The sequence below is a fragment of the Mesorhizobium sp. RSR565B genome (genome assembly GCF_054719465.1).
In genome coordinates this window covers 4,694,650-4,713,082 of the sequence record NZ_JBTTIE010000001.1, presented here as the reverse complement: position 1 = coordinate 4,713,082, position 18,433 = coordinate 4,694,650, and the positions used below count along the sequence as shown (strand labels likewise).

17 protein-coding genes and 1 riboswitch are annotated in these 18,433 nt (G+C 63.6%); of the genes, 6 read left to right on the top strand and 11 right to left on the bottom strand.

Annotated elements, in window-relative coordinates; genetic code table 11:
* Window position 1: 1 nt before the first annotated feature.
* The 11 genes from nuoG to ACYG9R_RS22560 all read right to left on the bottom strand — a co-directional run bounded on the left by nuoG (window position 2) and on the right by ACYG9R_RS22560 (window position 9,196).
* A complete protein-coding gene (nuoG, locus tag ACYG9R_RS22610; RefSeq protein WP_023823108.1) occupies window positions 2-2,083 on the bottom strand; it encodes an NADH-quinone oxidoreductase subunit NuoG in 2,082 nt (693 codons plus the stop codon).
* Window positions 2,083-2,364, bottom strand: coding sequence for a pentapeptide repeat-containing protein (locus ACYG9R_RS22605; RefSeq protein WP_023731233.1), 282 nt, complete (start codon window positions 2,362-2,364; stop codon window positions 2,083-2,085). The genes nuoG and ACYG9R_RS22605 overlap by 1 nt, the downstream gene beginning before the upstream one ends.
* Window positions 2,365-2,375: 11 nt before the next feature.
* Complete coding sequence (locus ACYG9R_RS22600) at window positions 2,376-3,068, bottom strand: NADH-ubiquinone dehydrogenase subunit (RefSeq protein ID WP_023823109.1); 693 nt, start codon at window positions 3,066-3,068, stop codon at window positions 2,376-2,378.
* Between the two features lie 72 nt (window positions 3,069-3,140).
* Complete coding sequence (gene nuoF / locus ACYG9R_RS22595) at window positions 3,141-4,445, bottom strand: NADH-quinone oxidoreductase subunit NuoF (protein WP_023670819.1); 1,305 nt, start codon at window positions 4,443-4,445, stop codon at window positions 3,141-3,143.
* A 3-nt stretch (window positions 4,446-4,448) separates the two neighbouring features.
* Complete coding sequence (locus ACYG9R_RS22590; protein ID WP_023823110.1) at window positions 4,449-4,652, bottom strand: hypothetical protein; 204 nt, start codon at window positions 4,650-4,652, stop codon at window positions 4,449-4,451.
* Entirely contained in the window at window positions 4,652-5,983 is a 1,332-nt protein-coding gene (locus ACYG9R_RS22585) for an NADH-quinone oxidoreductase subunit E (RefSeq protein ID WP_023823111.1), read from the bottom strand. Before ACYG9R_RS22585 ends, ACYG9R_RS22590 begins: the two co-directional genes overlap by 1 nt.
* The gene (locus ACYG9R_RS22580; protein WP_023670822.1) at window positions 5,984-7,174 is read right to left on the bottom strand and encodes an NADH-quinone oxidoreductase subunit D; all 1,191 of its coding nucleotides are present in this window, start codon (window positions 7,172-7,174) and stop codon (window positions 5,984-5,986) included.
* Between the two features lie 66 nt (window positions 7,175-7,240).
* Window positions 7,241-7,618, bottom strand: coding sequence for a four helix bundle protein (locus ACYG9R_RS22575; protein ID WP_031193090.1), 378 nt, complete (start codon window positions 7,616-7,618; stop codon window positions 7,241-7,243).
* Between the two features lie 33 nt (window positions 7,619-7,651).
* Entirely contained in the window at window positions 7,652-8,254 is a 603-nt protein-coding gene (locus tag ACYG9R_RS22570; protein ID WP_023823112.1) for an NADH-quinone oxidoreductase subunit C, read from the bottom strand.
* 4 nt (window positions 8,255-8,258) lie between these two features.
* Entirely contained in the window at window positions 8,259-8,840 is a 582-nt protein-coding gene (locus ACYG9R_RS22565) for a NuoB/complex I 20 kDa subunit family protein (protein ID WP_023670824.1), read from the bottom strand.
* Window positions 8,831-9,196: an NADH-quinone oxidoreductase subunit A gene (locus ACYG9R_RS22560; RefSeq protein WP_023670825.1), complete on the bottom strand. Its 366-nt coding sequence runs from the start codon at window positions 9,194-9,196 to the stop codon at window positions 8,831-8,833. The genes ACYG9R_RS22565 and ACYG9R_RS22560 overlap by 10 nt, the downstream gene beginning before the upstream one ends.
* Before the next feature lie 327 nt (window positions 9,197-9,523).
* Here ACYG9R_RS22560 and ACYG9R_RS22555 point away from each other — a divergent pair, with 327 nt between their 5' ends.
* From ACYG9R_RS22555 to cobG, 6 genes are all read left to right on the top strand, one after another.
* Window positions 9,524-10,747, top strand: a complete 1,224-nt coding sequence (locus tag ACYG9R_RS22555; RefSeq protein WP_352445513.1) for a winged helix-turn-helix domain-containing protein — start codon at window positions 9,524-9,526, stop codon at window positions 10,745-10,747.
* A 29-nt stretch (window positions 10,748-10,776) separates the two neighbouring features.
* Window positions 10,777-11,469, top strand: a complete 693-nt coding sequence (locus tag ACYG9R_RS22550; RefSeq protein WP_023823113.1) for a DUF6348 family protein — start codon at window positions 10,777-10,779, stop codon at window positions 11,467-11,469.
* Between the two features lie 58 nt (window positions 11,470-11,527).
* Window positions 11,528-11,732: riboswitch (cobalamin riboswitch) on the top strand.
* Window positions 11,733-11,770: 38 nt separating this feature from the next.
* Window positions 11,771-12,196, top strand: a complete 426-nt coding sequence (locus ACYG9R_RS22545; protein ID WP_023823114.1) for a DUF1636 family protein — start codon at window positions 11,771-11,773, stop codon at window positions 12,194-12,196.
* Window positions 12,197-12,198: 2 nt separating this feature from the next.
* Window positions 12,199-13,251: a cobalamin biosynthesis protein CobW gene (gene cobW / locus ACYG9R_RS22540; protein WP_023823115.1), complete on the top strand. Its 1,053-nt coding sequence runs from the start codon at window positions 12,199-12,201 to the stop codon at window positions 13,249-13,251.
* 18 nt (window positions 13,252-13,269) lie between these two features.
* On the top strand, window positions 13,270-16,944 hold the full coding sequence (gene cobN, locus ACYG9R_RS22535; RefSeq protein WP_352445517.1) for a cobaltochelatase subunit CobN: 3,675 nt from the start codon (window positions 13,270-13,272) through the stop codon (window positions 16,942-16,944).
* Entirely contained in the window at window positions 16,941-18,431 is a 1,491-nt protein-coding gene (gene cobG, locus ACYG9R_RS22530) for a precorrin-3B synthase (RefSeq protein ID WP_023823116.1), read from the top strand. Before cobN ends, cobG begins: the two co-directional genes overlap by 4 nt.
* Window positions 18,432-18,433: the final 2 nt, after the last annotated feature.

Genomic DNA, 18,433 nt, shown 5'->3' with positions numbered 1-18,433 from the left:
TCTACTCTGCCGCCTGCCTGAAGCCGTTTTTCGCCAGCGCCGAGCATTCCGCCATGACGGCGGAGGCCCGCGCAATCGGGTTGGTCAGATAGAAATCCGTGACCGGCGAGGTGAAAGTGCCCTTGTTCAGCCGCCCGCCGAGCTTCGCCACCCTAGCGACGTCATCGGCATTGCCGGCTTCGACATGATCGATGCGGGCGAGATGCGGGTATTCGCCATAGAGTTTGGCGCGCAACTGCTGCAGCGAATCGAAGGGTAGTTTCTTGCCCAGCACATCGGACAATGCCCTCAGGATCGCCCAGTCTTCGCGCGCGTCGCCCGGCGCGAAGCCCGCGCGGTTGGTCTGCTGCACGCGTCCCTCGGTGTTGACATAGGTGCCGGACTTTTCGGTGTAAGCGGCTCCCGGCAGGATGACATTGGCGCGGTGCGCACCGGCGTCGCCATGCGTTCCGACATAGACGACGAAGGCGCCGCCGGTCTTGGACATGTCGATCTCGTCGGCGCCGAGCAGGAACAGAACCTCGCTCTCACCCAGCATGCCGGCAACGTTCTTGCCGCCCCTGCCAGGCACGAAGCCGACATCGAGACCGCCGACGCGCGCGGCTGCAGTGTGCAGCACGGCAAAGCCGTTCCAGTCGGCGCGGGCAGCGTTGACGGCGGTGGCGAGTTTCGCCGCCTGGCCGAGCACCGCCGCGCCGTCGGCACGCGACAGCGCGCCCTGGCCGACGATGATCAGCGGATGCGTCGCCTTCTTCAGCACCTGGAAGAACTTGCCATTGCCGTCGGCCAGGTCTTTCAGCGACTCCGGACCGGCGCCGAGCTGTTCGTAGTCGTAACGCGTGTCGCCGACCTCGCCGATGACGCCGACCGGCAGATTGCCGATCCGCCAGCGTTTGCGGATGCGGGCATTGAGCACCGAGGCCTCGAAGCGCGGATTGGCGCCGATGATCAGCACCGCGTCGGCCTGCTCGATGCCCTCGATGGTCGGGTTGAAGATGTAGCTGGCGCGGCCGAGCGCGGGATCGAGTGCGGCGCCGTCCTGGCGGCAATCGGTGTTCCTTGAGCCCAACGCAGCCATAAGCTGCTTCAGTGCGTAGATTTCCTCGACGGCGGCAAGATCGCCCGCAATCGCGCCGATTTTCTCGGGCGCAGCATTCGACGCCGCATCCCTGATCGCAACGAACGCTTCGGCCCAGCTGGCCGGCGCCAACTTTCCGTCCTTGCGGACATAGGGGCGGTCGAGGCGCTGCGTGCGCAATCCGTCCCATATGAAGCGGGTCTTGTCGGAAATCCACTCCTCGTTCACCGCTTCATTGACGCGCGGCAGGATGCGCATCACCTCGCGGCCACGGCTGTCGACGCGGATTGCCGAGCCGACGGCGTCCATGACGTCGATGGATTCTGTCTTGGTCAGCTCCCACGGCCGTGCCTGGAAGGCGAAAGGCTTGGAGGTCAGCGCGCCGACCGGGCAGAGGTCGATGACATTGCCCTGCAGCTCCGAGGTCATGGCGCTTTCGAGATAGGTGGTGATCTCGGCATCCTCGCCGCGGCCGATCAGGCCAAGCTCGGAAATGCCCGCAACTTCCGTGGTGAAGCGGACGCAGCGCGTGCAGTGGATGCAGCGGTTCATAACCGTCTTGACCAATGGGCCGATATACTTGTCTTCGACCGCGCGCTTGTTCTCGTGATAGCGCGAGGAATCGACGCCGAAGGCCATCGCCTGGTCCTGCAGGTCGCATTCGCCGCCCTGGTCGCAGATCGGGCAATCCAGCGGATGGTTGATCAAGAGGAATTCCATCACGCCTTCGCGGGCCTTCTTGACCATCGGCGTGTTGGTGAAGATTTCAGGCGCCTCGCCATTGGGTCCCGGACGGAGGTCGCGCACATTCATGGCGCAGGAGGCCTGCGGCTTCGGCGGCCCGCCCTTCACCTCGATCAGGCACATGCGGCAATTGCCGGCGATCGACAGCCGCTCATGGAAGCAGAAGCGCGGCACTTCCGCGCCGGCGTCCTCGGCTGCCTGCAGCAGCGTGTAGTGGTCGGGTACAGTGATCTCTTTCCCGTCGACCTTGAGCTTTGCCATCAATTGCCCCCGGCGGTCTGCGCCGTCTCATATGCCTGAAACAGATCGCTCAGCCTGATGCCATTGATCATCATGCCGGCGACTTCAGCGTTTTCTATCTTCAGATTGCTCATATTCACATTGCCGAAAAACGCGTTCGAGAGGTTCGCGTCGTCCACCACGGCCGCCGACAGGTCGACGTTGTGAAACTGCGTGTTCGACAAGTTCACATCGTCAAATCTGGAGTTGCTGACGATGGCATTGCGCACATCGAGAACATCGCTCCTGTCGTGGATCTCCATGCCTGCCACCCCTACTTCTTCGCCTTGGCGGCCAGCGTCAGCGCCGCGGCCTGGCGGGTCCACTCGTCGCGGCCGATACGGCCGGTGAGCGACAGGTAGTCCTCGACCCAGGCGATCTCTTCCGGCGCCCAGGCGGCGATCTGGGCAAAGGTCCAGATGCCGAGGCCGTTCAGCACTTTTTCCAGCTTCGGTCCAACGCCGGTGATCGCCTTGAGATCCGACGGCTTGGCCGGACGAGCCACGGCCTTGGGCTGTCTGAAATCCTCCGGCATCAATCCGATCGTCGCGCCTTCGGCGACGGCATCGGTCTTCTCCGGCTCGGCATCGACGGTGCGAGCGGCAATATCGGTCACATCCTGGGCAAAACTCTGCGCCTCGGCGATCAGGGTTCTGGTCGCCGCGCGCGCCTTGGTGGCGGGGGCGGTCTCGGCGAACCCTTGGCTGCGCTGTTCGAAATCGTCGATGATCGGCTGGAAAATCCGCTGCGATGCCTCGGCAGCACCCGACAAGGCGCCTAGCCACACGCCAAAGGCATGGTTGGCAAGGCCGAAGCCCAGCGCCGACATGGCGGCGGCACCAGCGACAGGATGCGCGAGAAGGTTGACGGCGCTGGCCATCTCCTTCGGCATCATCCTTGTCAAATCCTGGTTCATCTTCTCAAGCTGGTCCAAATTGGGCATCAAAGGGTTCGAATAGGGCGCCATAGACATCTCCTGGTCGTTTCTTCGTCAGCCCCGCCCCTATATTTCCGTCCGGGGCTTGCGCCCGATTTCAATCTACTCAGCAGCCACCATCACCGGTTCGGCCCGGTGCGCGTTGCGCGAAAACTCGTCGATGCGCCGCTCCACCTCGCCGCGGAAATGCCGCATCAGGCCCTGGATCGGCCATGCCGCGGCATCGCCCAGCGCGCAGATCGTATGACCCTCCACCTGTTTGGTGACGTCGAGCAGCATGTCGATCTCGCGCTTCTGCGCCTCGCCGCGCACCAGCCGCTCCATCACCCGCCACATCCAGCCGGTGCCTTCGCGGCACGGTGTGCACTGGCCGCAGCTCTCATGCTTGTAAAAATAGGACAGCCTGGCGATCGCCTTCACGATATCGGTCGACTTGTCCATGACGATGACAGCCGCCGTGCCGAGACCCGATTTCAGGTCGCGCAGCGCATCGAAATCCATCGGCGCATCGATGATCTGCTCGGCCGGCACCAGCGGCACCGAAGCGCCGCCCGGAATGACCGCCAGGAGATTGTCCCAGCCGCCGCGAATGCCGCCGCAATGGGTTTCGATCAGCTCGCGGAACGGGATCGACATCGCCTCTTCGACGGTGCACGGATTGTTGACGTGGCCCGAGATGCAAAACAGCTTGGTGCCGACATTGTTGGGCCGGCCGAAGGACGAGAACCAGGCCGCGCCGCGGCGCAAAATGGTCGGCGCGACCGCGATGGACTCGACATTGTTCACGGTTGTCGGACAACCGTACAAGCCGACATTGGCTGGGAATGGCGGCTTCAGCCGGGGCTGGCCCTTCTTGCCTTCGAGGCTTTCGAGCAGCGCTGTTTCCTCGCCGCAGATGTAGGCGCCGGCGCCGTGGTGCATGTAGATGTCGAAATCGTATCCGGACGTGTTGTTCTTGCCGATCAGCCTGGCCTCATAGGCCTCGTCGATGGCGCGCTGCAGCGCTTCGCGCTCGCGGATGAACTCGCCGCGCACATAGATGTAGGCGGCGACCGCGCCCATGGCGAAGCCGGCGATGAACGAGCCCTCGACCAGCGTGTGCGGATCGTTGCGCAGGATATCGCGGTCCTTGCACGTGCCGGGCTCGGATTCGTCCGCGTTGACAACGAGATAGCTCGGCCTTCCGTCGCTCTGCTTGGGCATGAACGACCATTTCAGCCCGGTCGGGAAACCGGCGCCGCCACGGCCGCGCAGGCCTGACGCCTTCATCTCGTTGACGATCCACTCGCGCCCCTTGGCGATGATGCCGGGCGTGTTGTCCCAGGCGCCGCGCGCCATGGCGCCGGCCAGCGACTTATCGAACAGGCCGTAGATGTTGTTGAAGATGCGGTCTTTGTCAGCCAGCATGACTTACCTCTTTCCCCGCAAGACGATCGAGAACCACACCAGCACGCCCATGCCGGTCGCGGCCACCGATTCCAGGGTATCCGAAAACGGCAATTCGACGAGGCGCCGAAGCCCCTCCAGAAGGATGTTGGCAGCAGCGATGCAGACAACGCCGATGACAATGCTGCGCAGCGTCAGCAAAGATCCGGTGCTTTGCGCTTCAGCCATCAACGTGGCTCCTTGCCGAAGACGCGGATGTATTCGGCGACGCCGCCCTTGGCGAGCGCCTTGGCCTGCTTGCCCCAGTCGTCGCGCTCGATGCGGCCCTGGAAAGCGAGATATCCATCCACCCAGTCGCGCTCGGCCTTATTCCAGGATGCGACCTGTGTGAAGGTGAAGATGCCAAGCGAATGAAGGATGCCCTCGATCTTCGGGCCAATGCCCGAGATCAGCTTGAGATCGTCGACCGCAGCCGGCCTGTCGATTCCGGCCGGACGGTTCTTGTCCTCGAGCGACGGCTTTGCGGGCCTGGCTGCCGGCGCCTTGACGGCCGGGGCCACCGCGGCCTTGACCGCTGGCGCCTTGAATTCCGGCGCAGTGAAGGCAGTTGCCGGCGTGGCGGTGGTCTTCGGGCCATTACGCTGCTTGGCGACCTTCTCGACTTCAGGCGCCGCGGCGTTGGCGTTGGCGGCCGAATGCAGGGGCGCCGGGACGCTCGCCGCTTTTTCCGCCGCCGGTGCAACCTTGGCCCTGGAGGGCGACGTCAACGCCGAGCTGGTTTCCGGCGCATCGGTTTTCGGTTTGCCGGCGTTGGATGGCGCGACCGGGGCGGGCGCTGCAGGAGCGGCAGGAGCCGGAACAGGCGCCGCAATGATTGCGTCGGGCGCCGCGTGGGCAGCCTTGCTCGCGGCCCTGGCTTCCTTGTCGCGCGTTGCTTTGAGGATCGCCTTTTCGCTCTTCAGCGTCGTCAGGCCAGGCGCCGGCTCCGAGCCGGTTCTGCCATTTTGCGGTCCCGTGGGAACCGAGGCGCCCTTGCCTGCATCATAAAGATCGATGATTTCGGCCAGCCGCTCAGGCGTCAGATCCTCGAACGTGTCCTTGAAGACCATCACCATCGGCGCGTTGACGCAGGCGCCGAGGCATTCGACCTCCTCCCACGACAGCGTGCCCTTGTCGTTGGTGTGGAACTGGTCGTGATGGATTTTCGAGCGGCACACATCCATCAGCGCTTCCGAGCCGCGCAGCATGCAGGGCGTGGTGCCGCAGACCTGGATATGCGCGCGCGTGCCGACCGGATTGAGCTGGTACTGCGTGTAGAAGGTCGCGACTTCGAGCCCGCGAATGCGCGGCATGCCGAGCATGTCCGAAATCGTCTCGATCGCCGCCTTGGTGACCCAGCCTTCCTGCTCCTGCGCAATCATCAGCAAGGGAATGATCGCCGACTGCTCGCGGCCCTTCGGATATTTCTTGATCCATTGCTTCGCAACCGCCGCATTCGCCCGGTTGAAGGCGAAGGTGGCTGGCTGGACGCTTGCTTCTGCGAGACGGCGGACTGACATTTAGCGATCGACCTCACCAAACACGATGTCGAGGGAACCCAGGACGGCAGTGACGTCGGCCAGCATGTGGCCACGGCAGAGGAAATCCATGGCTTGCAGATGCGCGAAGCCGGGCGCGCGCAGCTTGCAGCGGTAGGGCTTGTTGGTGCCGTCGGAGACGAGATAGACGCCGAACTCGCCCTTCGGCGCCTCGACCGCGGCATAGACCTCGCCGGCCGGCACGCGGTAACCCTCGGTATAGAGCTTGAAATGATGGATCAGCGCTTCCATCGAGCGCTTCATCGCCTGGCGCTTGGGCGGCACCACCTTGCCGTCGAGGTTCGACACCGGCCCGGTGCTCTCCTTGCCGAGCAGAAGGTCGACGCACTGACGCATGATCTTGGCCGACTGGCGCATTTCTTCCATGCGCACGAGATAACGGTCGTAGCAGTCGCCGTTCTTGCCGATCGGGATGTCGAAATCCATCTCGGAATAGCATTCATAGGGCTGCGACTTGCGCAAATCCCAGGCAGCACCCGAGCCGCGCACCATGACGCCGGAAAAACCCCAGGCCCAGGCGTCGGCAAGCGACACGATACCGATATCGACATTGCGCTGCTTGAAGATGCGGTTGCCGGTAAGCAGCTTGTCGAGGTCGTCAAGCGACTTCAGGAACGGGTCGATCCACTTGCCGATGTCCTCGACCAGCTTCGCCGGCAGATCCTGGTGCACACCGCCCGGACGGAAATAGGCCGCGTGCATGCGCGAACCGGAAGCGCGCTCATAAAACACCATCAGCTTTTCGCGTTCGACGAAACCCCACAGCGGCGGCGTCAGCGCGCCGATATCCAGCGCCTGCGTCGTCACATTGAGGATGTGCGACATGATGCGGCTGAGCTCGGAATAGAGCACGCGGATCAACTGGCCGCGCTTCGGCACTTCGATGCCGAGCAACCGCTCGGTGGCGAGCGCGAAGGCATGCTCCTGGTTCATCGGTGCGCAATAATCGAGCCGGTCGAGATAGGGCACCGCCTGCAGATAGGTCTTGTGCTCGATCAGCTTTTCAGTGCCGCGATGCAGCAAGCCGATATGCGGATCGACGCGGTCGACCACCTCGCCGTCAAGCTCCAGCACAAGACGCAAAACACCGTGTGCCGCAGGGTGCTGCGGTCCGAAGTTGATGTTAAAGTTGCGGACGGAGGTTTCAGCCATTCTGGCGCCTCTGGCGAAGAGTCAGTAGTGAGTGGTGAGTAGTGATCATCAATCTCAATGCCTGCTTCATTCCGCCTGCTTGGCCTGCACCGTTCGGATAAGAGATCTCATCATTTTTCCAATCTCTTCGCATCGCAGCAGCAGCTCAATCTCATTGTCTTTTCGCAGCAGGCCAACCCGACATGCCAGCAGTATGTGTGTCTCCAGTTCCTTCAACGAGCCTTGCGCCATGCGCAAAAATTGAACGAACGACCCTCTGTTCTCCCGACCGTATCCCTCCGCGACGTTCGCTGCGACCGAAACCGCCGATCGGCGCATCTGAGAGGTCATGCCGTAAATCTCATCCCTCGGAAACTCTTTGGTGAAACGGTAGCAATCCTCAGCAAGCGTCATCGCCGATTGCCACACCTTCAAGTCGCGATAAGATTCGATCCGTTGCTCCAAATCTTTTCCTACTGACTACTCACTACTTCCTACTCACTGTTTCGCCTTCTCATCGCCCGGCAGGACGTAATCCGTCCCTTCCCATGGCGAAAGAAAATCGAAATTGCGGAATTCCTGCTTCAATTCCACCGGCTCGTAGATCACGCGCTTGGCTTCGTCGTCGTAGCGCACCTCGACGAAACCTGTCAGCGGGAAGTCCTTGCGCAGGGGATGGCCCTCGAAACCGTAATCCGTGAGGATGCGGCGCAGGTCCGGATGGCCGGAGAACAGCACGCCATAGAGATCGTAGGCTTCGCGCTCATACCAGTCGGCGCCGGGATAGACAGCGGTGAGCGACGGCACCAGCGTCTCTTCGTCGGCCTGCAACTTGATGCGGATGCGCAAATTCTGCTTCGGCGACAGCAGATGATAGACGACATCGAAACGCTTGACGCGCGACGGGTAGTCGGCGCCGCAGATATCGATGATCGAAATGAACTGGCAGCCCGAATCGTCACGCAGGAAGCTTGCCACCTCGATCAGATTGTCTGTAGCAACCGAGATCGTCAGTTCGCCATAGGCAAGCACTGCATCGGTGACGCGGCCCGGCAGCTTTTCGCCGAGATAGGTCGACAGTTCGCTCAGGGATGCGGCCATGGGTCTACCGTTCGATCGTGCCGGTGCGGCGGATCTTCTTCTGCAGGAGAAGAATGCCGTAGAGCAGCGCTTCGGCGCTTGGCGGGCAGCCGGGCACATAGATGTCGACCGGCACGATGCGGTCGCAGCCGCGCACCACCGAATAGGAATAGTGATAATAGCCGCCGCCATTGGCGCAGGAGCCCATCGAGATGACGTAGCGCGGCTCCGGCATCTGGTCGTAGACCTTGCGCAAAGCCGGGGCCATCTTGTTGGTCAGCGTTCCCGCCACGATCATGATGTCGGACTGGCGCGGCGACGCGCGAGGAGCCACGCCAAACCTTTCAGAATCATAGCGCGGCATCGAGGTGTGGATCATCTCGACGGCGCAGCAGGCGAGACCGAAGGTCATGAACATCAGCGAGCCGCTGCGTGCCCAGGTGATCAGCGCCTCGGTCGAGGTGACCAGAAAACCCTTGTCGGCCAGTTCATTGTTGATCTCGAGGAAGAACGGATCGTCGGAACCGACCGGACGTCCGGTATTGGGGTCGATCAGGCCTTTGGGCTTCGGCGCGACGAGCGTTCCGGAACTGTCGTTCAATCCCATTCCAGCGCTCCTTTTTTCCACTCATAGGCAAAGCCGATGGTCAGCACCGCCAAAAACACCATCATCGACCAGAAACCGAGCATGCCGATCTTCGAGAACGACACCGCCCACGGAAACAGGAAGGCCACTTCCAGATCGAAGATGATGAACAGGATCGACACCAGGTAGAAGCGGATGTCGAATTTCATCCGGGCATCGTCGAACGAGTTGAACCCGCACTCGTAGGCGGAAAGCTTCTCCGGATCGGGATTGCGATAAGCCACCAGGAACGGCGCGATGATAAGCGCCAGGCCTACAACCGCGGCCACGGCGATGAAGAGGACGATGGGCAGGTATGAACTGAGGAGTACGTTCATGCTCGGCTTTCCGTTGGCGGCCAATCCACTTTGATTACAGCAACCAACCCTAATGCGGAAGCGCGACAGTTTAACCGCTGAACCGTTTTAGGTGCCTTTGCTGCAACGCGGCGAGGGTTAGCGCACGGCTTTCAGCGAAGCAAGTCAAACCTTGTTCAAAAGACAGTGCTGGACGGCAGGCCGGGAAAAACTGGTCCGATCTCCTCCTGTTTGATTTCCTTCATCTTTCACTCCACTTTTGTCTCCTGACACGTCTCCCGCCATTTGCCTGCTAGCATGACCGGAATCGCCGGCTAAAGTCGGGAAAATGGTTCGAGGCAAGACACTTTGACGAAGGACAAAATCTCACTCCCCACGGCCAGGCGCATCGCGCTCGCCGCGCAAGGATTTCTCGATCCCCGCCCGGTCGGCACGCCCGATCGCCGCCACCTCGCCCGCGTGCTGTCGCGCACCGGCCTGCTGCAGATCGATTCCGTCAGCGCCGTGGTGCGCGCCCACTATATGCCGCTCTATTCGCGCCTTGGCCCCTACCCGCTGGCTTTGCTCGACAATGCGGCCATCACCCGCAAACGCACGGTGTTCGAATACTGGGCGCATGAGGCCTCGTTCCTGCCGGTCGAGACCTACCCGCTGATGCGCTGGCGCATGCAGCGGGCCGAGCAAGGCGGCGAAATGTATCTCGGCCTCGCCAAATGGGGCCGCGAGCACGCCGCCTATATCGAAGAGATCTACCGCGCGGTCGCCGAGCGCGGCCCGATTGCCGCTTCGGCACTGGAAGGCCAGAAAGGTTCGGGCGGCTGGTGGGGCTGGAGCCACGCCAAGCACGCCTTCGAATGGCTGTTCTGGGCCGGACGCATCACCACGGCGCACCGCCGTGGCTTCGAGCGTTTCTACGACCTGCCCGAGCGCGTGCTGCCGCAGGCGATCCTCGATCTGCCGGTGCCGGCGGCCGAGGACGCGCACCGCGAATTGCTGCGCATTTCCGCCCGCGCCCACGGCATCGCGACGTCGGGTGACCTGCGCGATTATTTCCGCTTGTCGCCAGCCGACATGAAGGGCCGGTTGGAGGAACTGGTTGAGATGGGCGAGTTGCTGCCGGTAAACGTCGAAGGCTGGGACAAGCCGGCTTACCTCTATAAGGACGCCCGTCTGCCGCGAAAGATCGAGGCCCGCGCGCTACTGGCGCCCTTCGATCCGGTGGTCTTCGAGCGCGCGCGCACCGAGCGTCTCTTCGATTTCCGCTACCGCATCGAGATCTACACCCCGGCCGACAAGCGGCAATATGGCTATTACGTGCTGCCTTTCTTGCTCGGCGACAAGATCGTCGCCCGCGTCGACCTCAAGGCCGACCGGCCTGCGAGTGTCTTACGCGTCCACGCCGCCTATGCCGAAGCAGGCGCACCGCCTGAGACCACCGCACAGCTTTTCGAGGAACTAAAGGAGATGCAGGGCTGGCTTGGCCTTGAGCGCATCGAAGTGACGCCGGCCGGCAATCTGGGGCCGGCATTGGCTAGCGAGAGAGATGGCCAACCCTTGCAGCGTCTGTCATAGACGCCTCAATAAGCCTCGTAGGTTGTGCAATGGCATCGGACAAAGTGCTCGACATGATCCATGGCGCCCTCATTGCGCATGGAATAGATGCAGTCCGCAGAGATAGGGACGTCATGCTCCAATCGAAGCAGCTTCGGTTTGAGGCTGAGGTGTTCGAGACGAGTTCTGACCGGCTGGTCCTGGAAATCTACATTTTTTCTCCGCTGCTTGATGTTCAGCCGGTCATTGAATCCTTTGCTGGCTTCGGCGACACGCGCGAACAGGAACTGAACCAGGCGTTTGAAAAGTTTCTCCGTGGTGTTTTCCATGTGGCCATTGAGGGACTGGCCGAACACGTCTGCGAGAACATGCAGGCCGAAATAGAGCTTTGGCAGCGAAGCAGCGCCAGTTGGAAGATCTGGCGAAAAGATGCCCGCTGGAAAATCTATAGCGGCCCGGTCATTTCCCAGGCCACAACCGAGCTATGCTCGCTGACACCAGGCTATCCAGCATTCTATGCCAAGCTGGAAAAGCTGTTCACAGCTTCGGTACCCCCCGGAAGCCATTTTGTCCGGACCTTTCTGGCAGGCTTGAAGGGCACGCTGATTAGTGCCGAAGTCCTTCTGGACAACGCGGTTTGGCATGAGGGACAGAATCTGGCTGTCGGTCATGACTGGGACTATAGCGATGGCTATCAAGCTATCCGACAGGTCATCCTGGCACTGCCGGAAGCCGGGACATGACAGCCCCTGCCGACATCGCCATGTCGTAGCCGTGCGTTGACACCGCCGCCCGCAAAAGCCTAAATCCGCTGCAGACGGTCCCCTGCCCGCAACGGCAAGGGCCAAGAGGGAATGCGGTGCGGGATTTCGGTCCCAAATCCGCGGCTGTCCCCGCAACTGTAAGCGACGAGCCAAGGCCGAAAGCCACTGGGTAACACCGGGAAGGCGGCTAACCAAGGCGACGACCCGCGAGCCAGGAGACCTGCCGTCTGAGACAAAGTATCCGATCGCCTGGCGGGTTTCCGGGCAAGGAGCACGGTTTTTGGACCAGAACAGCAGTTTTTCGGCTGGCACAGCGGACATTGCGTCCGGGGACAACGACGCCCTGCCCGGCGTGACCGTCATCGTCTGCGCCTCCTGCCGCGATGAGACCGGTTCCGACGCCCATCCGCGCGCCGGCGAATTGCTGGCTGAGGACACACGCCGCGCCGCTGCCGGCGATATCCGGGTCCGCACCGCCGAATGTCTCGGCAATTGCAAGCGCCGCCTCAGCGCCGCGATCCTGCGCGATGGCTGCTGGAGCTATGTCTTCGGCGATCTGACCGCAACCAGCGGCGCCGACCTCGTTACCGGCGCAAAGCTCTTCGCGACTTCGGCCGACGGCCTCATCCCGTGGCGCGGCCGGCCCGATAGCCTCAAGCGCGGCCTCGTTGCCCGCATCCCACACCTCGACATGCTGAAGGACTGACGATGAACGCTTCAAACCCGGCCGCCAACCTCTCCCGTGTTCCCTGCACTGTCGTTACAGGCTTCCTCGGCGCCGGCAAGACGACGCTGGTCCGCCATCTCCTGGAAAATGCCGGCGGCAAGCGCATCGCCATCATCGTCAACGAGTTCGGCGACATCGGCATCGACGGGGAAATCCTGAAAGGCTGCGGCATCGACACCTGCCCCGAGGAAAACATCGTCGAACTGGCCAATGGCTGCATCTGCTGTACAGTCGCCGACGATTTCGTGCCCGCCCTCGACAAGATCCTCGCGCTGACACCGAGGGTCGACCACATCCTGATCGAGACCTCGGGCCTCGCTCTGCCCAAGCCGCTGGTCCAGGCGTTCCAGTGGCCAAGCGTGAAGAGCCGGGTGACCGTCGATGGCGTCATCGCCGTGGTCGACGGCCCGGCGCTGGCCGAAGGCCGCGTCGCCAACGACATGGACGCGTTGCAGGCACAGCGCGCTCAGGACGAAACGCTCGACCACGACGATCCGGTCGAAGAAGTCTTCGAGGACCAGATCGCCTGCGCCGACCTGATCATCCTGTCGAAAAGCGATTTGATGGATTCAGCCGGTTCGGCCCGCGCCAACGCCATCATCAATGAGCATTCCGCTCGCGCGGTAAAAATCGTGCCGACTGCGCATGGCAAGGTCGACCCGTCGGTGCTGCTTGGCCTCGGTCTCGCCGTCGAAGACGACATCGAGAACCGCAAGTCGCATCACGACGGCGCTTTCGATCATGAGCATGACGATTTCGACACCTTCATCGTCGACATCCCCTCGATCGCCAATCCCGACGACCTGGCCAAGCGTGTCGCCACCGCCGCCGAACAGGAAAACGTGTTGCGTGTAAAAGGCTTCGTCGATGTCGGCGGCAAGCCGATGCGGCTTTTGCTGCAGGCCGTCGGCCCACGCGTCAACCATTACTATGACCGCGCCTGGACGGCCGAGGACGATCGCCGCTCGCGTCTCGTCGTCATTGGCCTGAAGGGGCTGAACCGTCCGGCGATCGAGCGTATACTCGCCGGTTGATCTCAGGCACGAGCCGCGATGCATATACTCGCCACGACCTCCGCCTCGCTCGACGATCTCGCCGAGCCAGTTGATCTCCGGCAGACGCCGGCGGATATCGTGGCGCTGTCCTTCACCGACAGCGACCTCGCTGGCCTCGCGGCGGCCTGGAAGGCCGATGCCGTCCGCCTGCCGTCGATGCGGCTGGCGGCGCTGCGCGACCTGCGCCATCCCATGTCCGTGGACCTCTGGATCGACAGCGTCGCCCGCCACGCCAAGGTGATTTTGGTGCGCATCCTCGGCGGCTACGACTGGTGGCGCTATGGCTGCGACCAGCTTGCCGCGACTGCCCGTGCGAACGGCATCAAGCTGGCGCTGCTGCCGGGCGAGAGCCACGACGAGGATCTCAGGCTGATCGAAGCCTCGACGCTGCCGCGCGAGGAGCTGGACGGCCTGCTGGGCTATTTCCGCGAGGGCGGGCCGGAGAATATGGCAGCGCTGATGCAGCGGCTGGCGGGGTTGGCTGGGCAGGATGCGGCGGCGGCTGAGCCGGTCAGCGTGCCGAAAGCTGGCTACTACGAGCCTGGCCGCGGCGTCGTAGGCAAGTTGAATTTTGCCGATGTCGGCGTTCCTTCACACCCCCCTCTGTCCTGCCGGACATCTCCCCCGCAAGGGGGGAGATCAGCCGTTACCAAAGGCGGCTCCTCTCCTGCTCCTTTGGAGATCTCCACAAGGTCTGCGATTGGCGAAAACATTTATGAGAGCACAATCTGCCCCCTTGCGGGGGAGATGTCCGGCAGGACAGAGGGGGGTGGGCGGGAACTCGGCGCAGACAACATCAACCTTCCCATCATCCCCATCCTATTCTACCGCTCGATGCTGCTGGCCGCCGATGTCGCGCCAATCGATGCCCTCTTTGATGCACTCCGCCAGCGCGGCATGAGACCGATCCCGATCTTCGTCTCCAGCCTCAAAGACCCGACCTCCCTGGCCTTCGTCGGAACCGCGCTGGCCACGCTCAAGCCCACCGCCATCATCACCGCAACCGCCTTCGCTTCCGGCGCCGAACCGGGCGTCGAAACGCTCTTCGACCGCGCCGGCGTGCCTGTCTTCCAGGTCATCGTCGCCACCACCCGCCGCTACGTCTGGGACAACAACCAGCGCGGCCTGGCGCCCGCCGACCTCGCCATGCATGTCGTGCTGCCCGAACTCGACGGCCGTATCCTCGCCGGCGCAATTTCCTTCAAGGGCGAGAGCGAGACCGACCCCGCGCTCGGCCACCGCGCCTTTGCAAACCGGCCGGAACCGGATCGCGTGGCGCAAGTGGCGGACAGGCTAGCGGCGTTCACACGGTTGCAGCAGACGCCCCGCGCGACGCGTAAGTTGGCGATCCTCATTCCGGATTATCCGAGTGCGCCCGGCCGCACTGGCTATGCCGTGGGCCTGGATGTGCCGTCCAGCGTGCTGGCCATGCTGCATGACCTGAAGGAGCAGGGCTATCGCGTTGACGGGATTCCGCAAACGCCGCGTGCGCTGCTGGACGCGTTGGAGCGGAGCGATGGTGGGCTGGGGCTGGATGAGTATCTGGACTTCTCAAAGGATTTGCCGGCTGAGGCACTGGCTGCAGTCGAGGCGGCATGGGGCGCTCCTTCACCCTCCCCCTTGTGGGGAGGGTCGGTTCGCGACATTCGCGAAGCGGATGGCGCGAAACGGGGTGGGGGTAGCGGTGCACCACCCCCACCCGGCCCTGCGGGCCACCCTCCCCACAAGGGGGAGGGTAAGAGCGGCTTCCCCTTCCGCGCCGCCACCTTCGGCAACATCACTGTCGCTCTCGCCCCCGACCGTGGCCGCTCGGCCGACCGGCGCGCCGATTACCACGACCCGACGCTGCCGCCGCGCCACGATCTGCTGGCCTTCGGCCTGTGGCTGCGCAAATCGCTCCGCATCCATGCTCTCATCCATGTCGGCGCCCATGGCACGCTGGAATGGCTGCCCGGCAAGACGGTTGCGCTCTCACAAAACTGCTTCCCCGAGATCGCCACCGGCTCGCTGCCCGTCATCTATCCCTTCATCGTCTCCAATCCCGGCGAGGCGGCGCAAGCCAAGCGGCGCATAGCAGCCGTCACGCTTGGCCATCTGCCGCCACCACTGGCAGCTGCTGGCCTTGATGAAGAGCAGCACAAGCTCGAGCGCCTCGTCGACGAATACGCCCAGGCCGACGGCCTCGACCGCCGCCGGCGCGATCGTCTGGCCAAGCTGATCGTCGACACCGCGCAAAAGACCGGCCTCGCCTCCGAAGCCGGCGTCGCCAAAACCGACGCGCCCGACGAGGCGCTGCGCCGCATCGACGCCTGGCTCTGCGACCTCAAGGATTTCGCCATCAAGGACGGCCTGCACATCTATGGCCGCGCTCCCGACGACGAGCCCGACGCCGTGCGCCGGCAAAGTGCCGAAGCCGAGAAGGCAGCACTTCTTGCCGCGCTCGACGGCCTTCACATCAAGGCGGGTCCGGCGGGCGCACCGGCGCGTGGCCGCTCCGACGTGCTGCCCACCGGCCGCAACCTGTTCACCTCCGACCCGCGCACCATGCCGACGCCGACCGCCTACGATCTGGGAAAGGCGGCGGCAGAAGAAGTCGTGCGCGGCTATATGCAGTCGCATGGCGACTGGCCGCGGTCGCTGGTCATCGACCTCTGGGGCTCGGCCTCGCTGCGCACCGGCGGCGAGGAGATCGCGCAAGGCCTGGCGCTTATGGGCTGCCGGCCGCAATGGGATTCGGCCACCGGCCGCATCACCGGCATCGAAGTGCTGCCGCCGGCCACGCTCGGTCGCCCGCGCGTCGATGTCACCTGGCGGATTTCGGGTCTGTTCCGCGACATGTTCCCGACCCAGATCGCGCTGATCGACGCCGCCGCCAACGCCGTTGCCGCGCGCGACGAGGACGATTCGGAAAACCCGCTCGCCGCCAGAACCCGTGCCGATGGCAAGATCGGCCCGCGCATCTTCGGCACCTCGCCCGGCACCTATGGCGCCGGCGTCGAGGACCTGTTGTCGAGTGGCGACTGGGCCGCGCGCGAAGAGATCGGCCGCGCCTATCTCGATGCGACGTCGCATGCCTATGGCGGCGCCAAGAGCGAAGGCATTGCCTCCCCCGGCGCTTTCGAGACCCGCATCGCCGAGGCCGATCTGCTCGTCCACACCGGCGACGATCCCGGCCGCGATATTCTCGAGGGCTCCGCCGATGTCGCCTTCATCGGCGGCTTTTCGGCCGCCCTTGCGGCATTGGGCCGAAATGCCGACGTCATCGTGCTCGACACCACCGACCCGCAAAAGCCGAAGCCGCGCTCGGTCGGCGAGGCTGTGTCGCGGGTTGTGCGGGCGCGAGCCGTCAATGCGCGTTTCATCGCCGGCCAGATGCGGCACGGCCCGCGCGGCGCATCGGAATTCGCCGAGACGGTCGATCGCCTCATCGGCTTTGCCGAAACCACGCACGCCATTTCAGGCGCGCTGATCGAGGCCGTGCATGATGCCTATGTCGGTGCTCCCGATGTCCGCGCCTTCATCCTGCGCGAAAACCCGGCCGCAGCCAAAGTCATCGCAGAACGCTTCCTGTCGGCGCGCCGGCGCGGTCTCTGGCATCCCCTGCGCAACTCGATAGACGACGATCTCGCGGCGTTGATCGCCGAGGCCGAGGCGCTCGGGGTCGCGGCATGAACGCCTTCTCGCGCCGCGGCGCCTGTCCGGCTCTCTCGGAGCCGATGCAGACCGGCGATGGCCTGCTGGTGCGGCTCAACCCGGTTGCTGGAGGGCTTTCCCCCAAGTCGCTGATCGGACTCTGCAAATCCGCCTTGAAGCGCGGCAACGGCATCATGGAAGTGACCGCACGAGGCAGCCTGCAGATACGCGGCCTGACGGCGGAAAGTGGCGTGCTGTTGGCGGCGGAGGTCGATGCACTGGGGATTGCAGTGCGTACCGGCGTGCCGGTCGAGACCGGGCCGCTGGCCGGCATCGATCCGCGGGAGATTGCCGATCCGCGATCTTTGGCTGAGCGGGTCAGGGCTGCGGTCGAGGAAGCTGGGCTGACGCCAAGGCTCGGGCCGAAGGTTTCGGTGGTTGTCGATGGCGACGGGCAGTTGACGATGGATGGGGTGACGGCCGATGTCAGGCTGAAGGCGGTGCGGGACGGCGCTAGCGTTCTGTGGACTGTATCTGTCGCTGTTGACGGCCAAAGCGCGAGACTGCTTGCGACGGTTGGGGACGATGCAGCGCGCGATATCATTGTCGCTGCTCTTCGAATGGTTGCAGAGAAGGGCCGCGACGCCCATGCAAAGGATTTGTCTGAGAGGCAATTGGCATCTCTTGCCGATTGGCTATGTTTGACAAGTTTGCGCGAGGCGCCCCCCTCTGTCCTGCCGGACATCTCCCCCTCAAGGGGGGAGATTACGCTTTCACCGATGATTTCACTAGTCTCCGGTGTTGTTAAGGAAAAGCCGGCGTCGAAGCTGCCGATCTCCCCCCTTGAGGGGGAGATGTCCGGCAGGACGGAGGGGGGTGTGCAGGATCGCCGGCCTATCGGTCTTTTCCCCTTATCCAACGACACCACCGCTCTCGGCATAGCCCTCCCCTATGGCAGCATGCCGGCCGAAAAACTCATCGCCCTCGCCCAAAGCGCCCTGTCCCTCGGCGTCGCCGAAATCCGCCTCGCCCCCGGCCGCGCCTTGCTTTTCCTCGGCCAACCATCGTCCGCAAACCACCTCCTGCAAGCCACCGCCACCGCGCTCGGCTTCGTCACCACCGCCGCCGACCCGCGCACCCGCATCGCCGCCTGCCCCGGCACCCCTGCGTGTGCCTCCGGCCGCATCGCCACGCGCGACATCGCCGAGACAATCGCCGCCGAAAACGCTGATATCCTCGACTTCACACTGCACATTTCCGGCTGCGCCAAGGGCTGCGCTCACCCCGGCTCTGCCGCGCTAACAATCGTCGGCGGCGAAAACGGAGCCGGACTTGTCGTGAACGCGACGGCAAAGGCCCTTCCTGCGGGCTACAGGCCGGGCTATGACGCCGCGCGCGGCATCGGTCGCGTCGCAGCGATGGTCCGCAGCGCTCAATATCCAGGTGAAACCGCCGCCGCCTGCCTGACAAGGCTCGGACCGGCGGCAATCGCCAAGGCTTACCGACAAATTGAACAACGGAAATGAGC